The sequence below is a fragment of the Variovorax fucosicus genome, assembly GCF_030316825.1.
In the GTDB taxonomy this organism is placed as follows: Bacteria; Pseudomonadota; Gammaproteobacteria; order Burkholderiales; family Burkholderiaceae_C; genus Variovorax; species Variovorax fucosicus.
This window is the reverse complement of record NZ_JASZYU010000007.1, coordinates 47,239-56,323: the sequence shown is the minus strand read 5'-3', so window position 1 is coordinate 56,323 and position 9,085 is coordinate 47,239. Positions and strand designations below refer to the sequence as shown.

8 protein-coding genes and 1 pseudogene are annotated in these 9,085 nt (G+C 58.4%); 6 read left to right on the top strand and 3 right to left on the bottom strand.

The window, feature by feature from the left end; genetic code table 11:
• The 3 genes from QTI05_RS27540 to QTI05_RS27530 all read left to right on the top strand — a co-directional run.
• On the top strand, nucleotides 1-528 hold a 528-nt coding region (locus tag QTI05_RS27540), incomplete at its 5' end, for an enolase C-terminal domain-like protein (protein WP_286624932.1).
• A gap of 143 nt (nucleotides 529-671) precedes the next feature.
• Nucleotides 672-1,490 (top strand): acetoacetate decarboxylase family protein, encoded by an 819-nt coding sequence (locus QTI05_RS27535; RefSeq protein ID WP_286624933.1) that lies wholly within the window; start codon nucleotides 672-674, stop codon nucleotides 1,488-1,490.
• Between the two features lie 375 nt (nucleotides 1,491-1,865).
• Nucleotides 1,866-2,918, top strand: coding sequence for an NAD(P)-dependent alcohol dehydrogenase (locus tag QTI05_RS27530; RefSeq protein WP_286624934.1), 1,053 nt, complete (start codon nucleotides 1,866-1,868; stop codon nucleotides 2,916-2,918).
• A gap of 144 nt (nucleotides 2,919-3,062) precedes the next feature.
• Here QTI05_RS27530 and QTI05_RS27525 read toward each other — a convergent pair.
• The 3 genes and pseudogenes from QTI05_RS27525 to QTI05_RS27515 all read right to left on the bottom strand — a co-directional run.
• Nucleotides 3,063-3,626, bottom strand: a pseudogene (locus tag QTI05_RS27525) (IS3 family transposase); the annotation flags it as partial.
• Between the two features lie 65 nt (nucleotides 3,627-3,691).
• Nucleotides 3,692-4,483, bottom strand: a complete 792-nt coding sequence (locus QTI05_RS27520; protein WP_286624935.1) for an SDR family NAD(P)-dependent oxidoreductase — start codon at nucleotides 4,481-4,483, stop codon at nucleotides 3,692-3,694.
• Nucleotides 4,484-4,751: 268 nt separating this feature from the next.
• A complete protein-coding gene (locus tag QTI05_RS27515; RefSeq protein ID WP_286624936.1) occupies nucleotides 4,752-4,874 on the bottom strand; it encodes a hypothetical protein in 123 nt (40 codons plus the stop codon).
• 486 nt (nucleotides 4,875-5,360) lie between these two features.
• On the opposite strand from QTI05_RS27515, the gene QTI05_RS27510 reads away from it, so the two are divergent.
• From QTI05_RS27510 to QTI05_RS27495, 3 genes are all read left to right on the top strand, one after another.
• Nucleotides 5,361-6,044, top strand: a complete 684-nt coding sequence (locus QTI05_RS27510; RefSeq protein ID WP_286624937.1) for a Crp/Fnr family transcriptional regulator — start codon at nucleotides 5,361-5,363, stop codon at nucleotides 6,042-6,044.
• A gap of 521 nt (nucleotides 6,045-6,565) precedes the next feature.
• A complete protein-coding gene (locus QTI05_RS27500) occupies nucleotides 6,566-7,939 on the top strand; it encodes an MFS transporter (RefSeq protein WP_286624938.1) in 1,374 nt (457 codons plus the stop codon).
• 3 nt (nucleotides 7,940-7,942) lie between these two features.
• Nucleotides 7,943-9,085: an alpha/beta fold hydrolase gene (locus QTI05_RS27495; RefSeq protein ID WP_286624939.1), complete on the top strand. Its 1,143-nt coding sequence runs from the start codon at nucleotides 7,943-7,945 to the stop codon at nucleotides 9,083-9,085.

The window sequence follows — 9,085 nt, the reverse complement described above, 5'->3', positions numbered from 1 at the left end:
GCGGTTGGTGATGAAGTTGATTTAATGGTTGATTTTAATCAGGGTCTTAACCTCGCCGAGGCTCTACAGCGATGTCATTTGATTGACGATCATGGACTGATCTGGATCGAAGAACCACTGCTTTATGACAACTTTGATGGATATGCGCGCCTAGCGGCAGATCTTAAAACTCCTCTGCAAATGGGCGAGAACATTTACGGGTCGCGGGAGCTGTACAAATCAATTCAAAAGAAGGCATCTGATCTAGTCATGCTGGATCTAATGCGCATCGGCGGCGTAACTGGATGGACGCGAGCGGCTGCTATTGCGGGTGCCGCAGGGTTGCCCTTATCGTCCCACGTTTATCCCGAGGTTTCAGCACATATGATGCGAGTGTCGGAAACCGCCCATTGGCTAGAGTGGAATGACTGGCACAACGTAATATTGCAGACCCCGTATGAGGTCAAGGGCGGAAATCTCCTAATTCCCGATGTCCCCGGCGTGGGATTGGAATGGGATGAAAAAGCTGTTCAGCATTATCTAATCTAGCAGCCCACGCGGAGCATTGCATACACATCATTTCACATCTTTCCCCACTCAGGTTGCGGCTGCAACTTAAAGCGCTAATTGGACCTAATCCCGTGACGATTAGAGCCTGTAGCAATTTTTTCACGTTTCGTATCTAATTAACCATGACAAATAGCATAGATATTCCTTCGCGTTACAGAATGCCGACGGTGTTTGGACCCAGTCCCGGACCGCGCCAAGGACCGAATGGAGAAAGATTTGACCTTAGTGATGCGCCGCGCACTATCGCTTCAATCAGCTTTTTAACGGATGAAGCTGAGCTTCGTAAATTGCTGCCGCCGAATTGTGAACTCGACGGTGAACCCATCGTCACTGTGGAACATGTGACGTTGAGAGAACTTGAGTGGCTCGCCGGGCGCGGCTATTCACTGCTTTCGGTTTCATATCCAGTCCGCTACCGCGGCGCTACCGAATCAGTTCGCGGGTCATTCATGTCTGTCCTATGGGAAAACCGATGTGAACCAATCCTTACTGGCCGTGAGGAACTAGGATTTTCGAAGCTGTACTGTGAGCTACCAGAGCCCCGAATTCTACAAGGGACTCGACTCCACACGGCCGTTTGGGAAGGGCACGAATTTATCCGGATGGCATTTAGCGACTTGGCGGTCGGGGCGCCGCCGAATTCACCGGAAAGTGATGGAATTCTGCATCATCGCTACATCCCTAGTCTGCGCCGAGTAGGGGAAGCCGCTGTTGACGAGATGGTGTTGTCTCCACAAGTCAGTTCAGCCAAGCCTCGATATACCTCTTTCATTTCAGGCATTGGAAAAGTCAAATTTATCCGCTCTACTTGGGAGGATCTTCCAACTATGTTTCATATTGTGAATGCACTTGAAAGTCTGCCAGTGCTTTCACCGCATTTTAGCTATATCGCCGAAGTGCGAGGCGCTACCGATCTTTCTGAGCAACGAGTATTGAGATGATCGATTTGGCATGTGCATTCTGAATCCCATGCGATGTATCCAGCGCGGCTTGAATTATTGGACAGGTTTTGTTAGTCGGTGCGCTTCAAAGATCACAATGCAGTTGCACACGCGGTTTGCGTTGTCCAACCTTTGGATTGCGCAGTGCAGTTTGATGGGGCCGCAGGCAAATCGAAATCGCCAGGCGAATTGATGCCGGGCGTTTGAGCATACGAATTGATGCAAATCAGGACATCGACACACCTTGAAGCAGCTTACGCAGACCATCTTTAATCGAAGTCCCAATAGAACAGCATATCAGGGATCGTGCTTTTTCTAGCATTCATAAAGTCAAAAATAGAATTCGTCTTCTAGAACGTCCACATCGAAAACGCTATGACACTCGCGCATGCTTATGCGGCCCAGTCGGCCACCACCCCACTTGCACCGTTCACTTTCCAGCGTCGATTTCTGACGGCGCGGGATGTTGCCATTGACATTTTGTACTGCGGCGTCTGCCACTCTGACCTGCACACCGCAAGGAGCGAATGGGGCCCGTCGGTATATCCCTGTGTGCCTGGCCATGAGATCGTCGGACGTGTGAGTGAAGTGGGAACGGACGTTTCAAAATTCAAAGTGGGTGACTTCGTCGGCGTGGGCTGCATGGTGGATAGTTGCCAGCACTGTCAACCTTGCGCTCAAGGTCTCGAACAGTACTGCGACAACGGCATGACCGGGACCTACAACAGCCAGGAACAAGTGTCGCGCGCCAATACGTTGGGCGGATACTCGGACCACATCGTGGTATCCGAAAAATTTGTGCTAAGAATCTCACACCGCGAAAAGGCCCTTGCTGCTGTAGCGCCATTGTTGTGTGCGGGCATCACGACTTACTCGCCTCTGCGCTACTGGAAGGTTGGTCCGGGCCAGAAGGTGGGTATTGTCGGGCTGGGCGGGCTTGGGCACATGGGGATAAAGATCGCGGCAGCGCTGGGTGCGCACGTCGTCTTATTTACGACTTCGCCTAGCAAGACCGAGGACGCGCTGCGGTTGGGCGCCAAGGAAGTCGTTGTTTCGGAGAATGCCGACGCATTGGCGATCCATCGCAACAGCTTTGACTTCATTCTCGATACGGTCGCGGTCACTCACAACTTGGATCCGCTAGTGACACTGCTCAAGATGAACGGCACTTTGGTCTTGGTTGGGATACCGAGTTCGCCGAATCCTTCGCCCGGCGCATTTGGCCTCATCAGCAAACGACGCAGTATCTCCGGGTCGATGATCGGCGGCATTGCTGAGACTCAGGAGATGTTGGACTTCTGCGCGAAACACAACATCGTCTCTGACGTCGAGATCATCAAGATGCCGCAAATCAACGAGGCCTATGAGCGGATGCTCAAAAGTGATGTCAAGTACCGCTTCGTCATTGACATGGCAACGGTGCTTTAACTCGCGCTAGTCAATCTGGCTGTGTTAATTGAAGTGAAACCGGCGGGTGGACCAACCGTGTCAGAGCTTGCGAGCATATTGGCCGGTTCGATCGAACTTACCTGCGCCATGGGCTGCTGCCGATTCCGTGGACACCGACCCAAGCTTCTTGAACTCTATCGGACTGACTAGCCGAGTTTCAAATGACGACGAGTAGGGTTGTAGAACCGCTCGATGTAGTCGAACACGTCCGCACGTGCCTGCTCTCGTGACCGGTACACCTTCCCCTGGCCGTGCGCTCGGCGCTCGGTCTTCAATGAACTGAAGAAGCTCTCCATCGCCGAGTTGTCCTTGCCTCCGCGGCTCATGCTGCAGGTGATACCTTGTTCCTTGAGCAGCTCCAGGAAGTGTTTACTCGTGTACTCGGTGCCTTGGTCAGAGTAATGCAGGAATGCCACCGGCTTGCCCGGGCCCCACCGCCATCATTGGCGCGTCGACCACGAGCTGTGAAGTCATGCTGTCCTGCATCGACCGGCCGACGATGCGGCGCGAGTACAGGTCCAGCACCGCAGCGGCGTACAACCAGCCTTCGGCAGTCCAGATGTAGATGAAATCGGCCACTCATTTCTGGTTTGGTGCATCGGCCTGGAATTGATGGTCAAGAAGGTTGTTTGCGATGGTGCTGCGCTGGCCGTGGTCCTGCGGTAATCCTCTCGCCTGTTCTGGTCGCCAGAAGCGCTTTAAACGTCATTGACTCAACCTCGTTCGATTCGAAGAAGTGCTCTGGCAGCGCTTCAGGCGGTAGTCTGCTGGTAGCGCCCTGCGGCATGAGCCTGCCTGATGTCCGAAAGAAGGATCAGTCGCGCGGCGTCAAGGGCGTCCCAACGTGCGGCGTCGTGCAATGGCGGGATCGTCACGACTTCGCGGCGGTCGAAGCCCACCAACGCTGCATCCACCAACTCGCCCACGTCCATCATCTCGGGCAGTGCGTTGATGTCGGCACCTGCGCGCTCCCAGATCTCCGTACGCGTTGCCGCAGGGAGCACCGCCTGAACATAGACGCCCTTGGCCGCGAGCTCTAGGCTCAGCCCTTGGGATAGGAACAGCACGAACGCCTTGGTCGCGCCATAGACCGACATGCCGAATTCCGGCGCCAGCCCGACGACTGACCCGATATTGATGATCGCGCCTTCGCCAGCTTGCACAAACCGCGGGGCGACCGCGCTGGCAAGCCGCAAGAGCGCGGTCGTGTTGAGCGCGACGAGTCGCTCGACATCGTCGGTCGCCTGGTCGATGAAGTTGCCGACCTTACTGGCCCCGGCGTTGTTGACGAGGACGCCGATGCGGGTGTCCTCGCGGAGGCGCGTCTCTACAGCGGCCAGGTCACTGGACTGAGTCAGGTCGGCCTGAATGATGTCGACTGCGACGCGATGTTCCTGGCGTAGGCGCGCCGCCAACGCTTCCAGTCGCGCCTTGTCGCGGGCAACCAGTACAAGATCATGGCCGCGCCGTGCGAAGCGCTCGGCGTAGGTGGCGCCGATGCCGGAGGAGGCTCCGGTGATGAGAACCCAGGAATGAGTGGACATGTATAGCTCTCTTTTCAGGGCGAAGCCCAAGTTGGAATGCGCCGTTATGAATCGGGTGGGCACGGTCAGAAGGGTTTTGATCGCAGATTTGCTTTTTAGCTGGAGGTTGTATCTATGATGATGAGCGTCATCATAGATGTCAAGGGTTTGATCATGATTGACATCGCGGGCGCCGCGCGATGTCGCCCATTCCGATGGTCGCGCCGATGATTCGGGCTTCGAGCAGCCGAACGCGTCGCGTCAACTGCAGGCGAGGAAGACTGCCCAGCTACCCATTGACTTCGCGTTGCCCGATGTCGGCGCCGCCTGGCTGTGGAGCTCTCAGGCTTTTTGTCGCCGAGGGGATGTTCGTGACCGCACAAGGCCGGCCGACATAGATGATGATCGTCATGCTACATTCTCAGCAGCAGGGATCGTCTATGTTTGTTCGTTTGAGCCTCTTGAGCTCTTGGAATCTGGTGCATTCGAGCCTTATCCGCCCCGGCCGCAACCTGTTGAGGGCCACAGGGCACGCTGAAAGTATATATGATGACAATCATAGAGCAACTTCGCGATGAAACGAGTCATAGGTAGTCGCAAGACGCTTCGCACGAACGCATCGTCGATAGCGCCGCGTGTGACTGCGGAGGTCGAGCCTCGAAATCGCCGGGAGGCCGCGGCTGGCAAGCTGAGCGTCTTCTACGAGATGCTATTCATGGAGCTGCGCATCGATCAACGGCGCCCGAAGCACGAGCGACTCACATGCGGGCGCTGCAAGCCGAAATCAGGGCACAGGGTGGGAGGAAGACGGTTGTGAAGTGGTCGGACGTTGCGTCGACCGCTTTGCATCGAGCGTGGACGTGTGAGCCTACCCTTCATCTCGACAGAATGAGCATTGATGGCACGCGACGATTTTCTTAGTCTCACCAGCGATGACTGGTTCAAGTCACTTGGGTCGGTCACGCAGGAGATGCTGTTGACTCGAGGACGGCCGCTTCGTGTTCGGGGCCGAGAGTTCGCGGTGCGCAAAGGAGATCCTGCGAACGGCTTCTACGGCGTAGTGAGCGGCGTTCTCGCCGCATCGTCTGTGCTCGAAGATGGTCGAGAGATGATCTTCGGCCTGCTTGAGCCAGGCGACTGGTTTGGCGAAGCATCGTCGCTCGATGGGCTTCCGCGTACGCACGACATTCAGGCATTGCGCAACTCCGAACTGCTGCACATCGCGCCGCCAGTATTCGAAGAGCTGATGAAGGACGCTGGCTTTGCGCGGTCGATTGCGGTACTTCAGACTGGGCGCACACGCACCATGTTCAGCTTCTTCGAGGATGCGGCACTGCGCACGACGCGCGCCCGCATCGCGAGGCGACTCCTCCAACTGGCCCGCGGCGACGCAACTGCGCTGCCGCGCACAAGGCGTGTGATTCCCATCACCCACGAGACCTTTGCACTGATGCTTGGCTTGACCCGCCAGACCCTGTCTTTAGAGCTCAAGGCCATTGCGGCGACTGGCGCGCTATCGCTGTCATACGGGCGCGTCGTCATCGAGTCGGTGGAGACTTTGAAGGTCCTCAGCGAGCTATAGGCGAGCTTGTCCGTCGATGCTCTCGCGGCTTCTTGCGAGTGGCGAGCGCAGACGCTAGGACTTACCCGTGGATTGTCAGGCGGCTTGCAATTAGAGGCGGCCTAAGGTTCTTAAGATGCGCAGCATTCATTACTAAACGGCTGTATTTCAATGATGGGACGCGCAACGTTTCGGAGCTTTCAGGAGAGCACAGCCCAGGATTGGAAAGTGATCGCCGGCGAGTTCCAGTCTTTCTCCAAGGAGCTGGCAGACCGTGTCCTTCATCACCTGAGCTGTACGACAGCCCGGCTTTCGACCCGAAGGCCGAGACGCTCCAGCTGTCGGAGTTCGAGCCCATGGTGCGCCGGCTTTTCCTGAGTCCCGCCAACAGCATCTACAGGAAGTCGGACGCAATGGCCCAAGCCTGACAAGGCACATGGGCCGCGCCACCTATGGCAACTGGCGTCTCTCCAGCGTCCTGCTGCTCGGACTCGGCGCACCTGAGGCATCGCGAAACCACAAAGAAACGTTGAAGACCTTCGATGAATCGAACAGCGAACCCGGCCCCCCTGATCGACGCGCATGAGCTTCGCAGGAAGGCGATGTACCGGAAGATCACATGGCGACTGATACCGTTGCTCTTCCTGGCCTACGTCGTCTCGTACATCGACCGAATCAACGTCGGCTATGCCAAGCTGCAGATGAGCTCGGATCTGCATCTGACCGATGCCATCTATGGTCTCGGCGCGGGCATCTTCTTCGTCGGGTATGCCCTCTTCGAGGTGCCCAGCAACGTGCTGCTGATGCGCATCGGTGCGCGCCTGACCATGATGCGCATCATGGTGTGCTGGGGCCTGATCTCGGCGGCGACGATGTTCGTCACCACGCCAACGCAGTTCTACATTGCCCGCTTCCTGTTGGGCGCCTTCGAGGCTGGTTTCTTTCCGGGCATCGTGCTGTATCTGACTTTCTGGTTCCCGGCGGCGCGTCGAGCACGCATCATCGCCTTGTTCATGAGCGCAACGGTTGTGGGTGGGCTCATCGCAGGTCCGATGTCCGGCTGGATTCTGCAGAACCTCGATGGTTGGCGTGGCCTGCGAGGCTGGCAGTGGATGTTCCTGCTCGAAGGCCTGCCGGCCGCAGCGCTGGGTTTCGTGGTCTACGCATGTCTGTCCAACTCGCCTGAAGAGGCCAAGTGGCTGTCCGAGGACGAAAAGCGACTGATCCGTGTCGACCTGCCCAAGGACGCGGCGCCGCATGGATCCACGCCGCCCGTGGAGGCTGCCCTCGCCGCACTGCGCGACCCCAAGGTCTACCTGCTGTCGTTCCTGTACTTCGCGGCCGTTTGCGGCGGAACGACCCTGAGTTTCTGGATGCCGACGATGATCCAGGGCCTTGGCGTCAAGAGCATGCAGATGATTGGGCTGATCTCCGCCGTGCCCTACGCGTTCGCGGCGCTGGCGATGATTCTGTACGGCCGCCACTCTGATAAGCGTGGCGAGCGTCGCTGGCACTATGCCGCCGCGGTGGCCGTCGGTGGAGTAGGGCTGGCGCTGACGAGCTGGACCACTGCCGATATGTGGCTGTCCGTGGCATTGATCTCGATTGCAATTGCGGGATCCGTCTCGGCATTGCCGGTGTTCTGGGCAGTGGCGACGACAGAGCTATCGCGGCAATCGACCGCCGCAGGCATTGCGATCATCACAAGCTTGGGCAACCTGGCGGGATTGGCGTGCCCCTACATCTTGGGCGTGATCAAGCAGACCACCGGCAGCCTGACGGGCGGCCTGCTGATCATCGCCGGCATCATGCTGGCGGGCGCTGCCTTGATGGTTGGTAGCGGCTCGATTCGGCGCGGTGCTGCTTCGCTCCGTTCTGCACCGAGCGAAAAAATGGCAGACATCTACGCGCGCTGAACCATGGCCGAGCAGTCCGCCTTGACCCCCTTGCCTCTGGACTCCCACGTGCGCGCACGCCATGCCGACAATGGCAACGGCCTTTGCATGCATTGGCTGGAAGCGGGCGATGCAAGTCCCGAGACGCCGATGGTCATACTCTTGCACGGCTTCCCTGAGTTGGCTTTCAGCTGGCGACACCAGTTGCTTGCGCTGGCGCAAGCCGGCTTCCACGTGGTGGCGCCTGACCAGCGCGGCTATGGCCGAACCACGGGCTGGACCGCCGGTCCGAGCAGCGACCTGCGAGCCTTTCGCATGGACAACCTTGTGCTCGACATCTTGGGCCTGGTCCAAGTGCTTGGAAAGACATCGGTGCATGCCGTGGTCGGCCACGACTTCGGCTCGCACGTCGCGGCTTGGTGCGCGCTGATCCGCCCCGACGTCTTTCGTTCGCTGGCGATGCTGGCCACGCCTTTCGCCGGATCGCCGGGTGACGTTGCCAGGCCTGGCCCGCGCGCCCGGCAACTCTCAGAAGCGCTTGCCGGCCTCTCAACCCTGGAACGCCCGCGCAAGCACTACCAGCTGTATTACTCGGGTCCCGATGCCAACGTCGAAATGCACGGCGCACGCCAAGGTCTGCGCGAGTTCTTGCGCGGGTACTACCACCTCAAGAGCGCGGAGGGGGCTGACGAGCGGCCCCGGCCTTTGCCCGACCTGAGCGCGTCATCGCTGGCCCGACTACCCACCTACTACGTGATGGACGCGGGACTGGGCATGGCCGACACCGTGGCGCAAAGCATTGCGCAGCGCGAGGTGAGCCCCAGCCGATGGCTGTCGGAAGAGTCGCTGAGCGTGTACGGCGAGGAGTTTGGCCGCACGGGCTTCCAGGGAGGGCTGCTCTGGTACCGGGCTGCCACGAGCCCCGCGATGCAGCGGGGGCTGCAGGTCTACGCCGGATTGACTGTCGACGTACCGAGCTGCTTCATCGCCGGGGAGTTGGACTGGGGCGTGCACATGCTACCGGGGGCGCTCGACGCCATGGAGCGCGATGCATGCACTCGCTGGATCTCGACCCGCTTCATTGCCGACGCCGGGCATTGGGTGCAACAAGAACAACCGGAGGCGGTCAACGCTGCGCTCGTCGACTTTTTTACGAAAAACCATTGA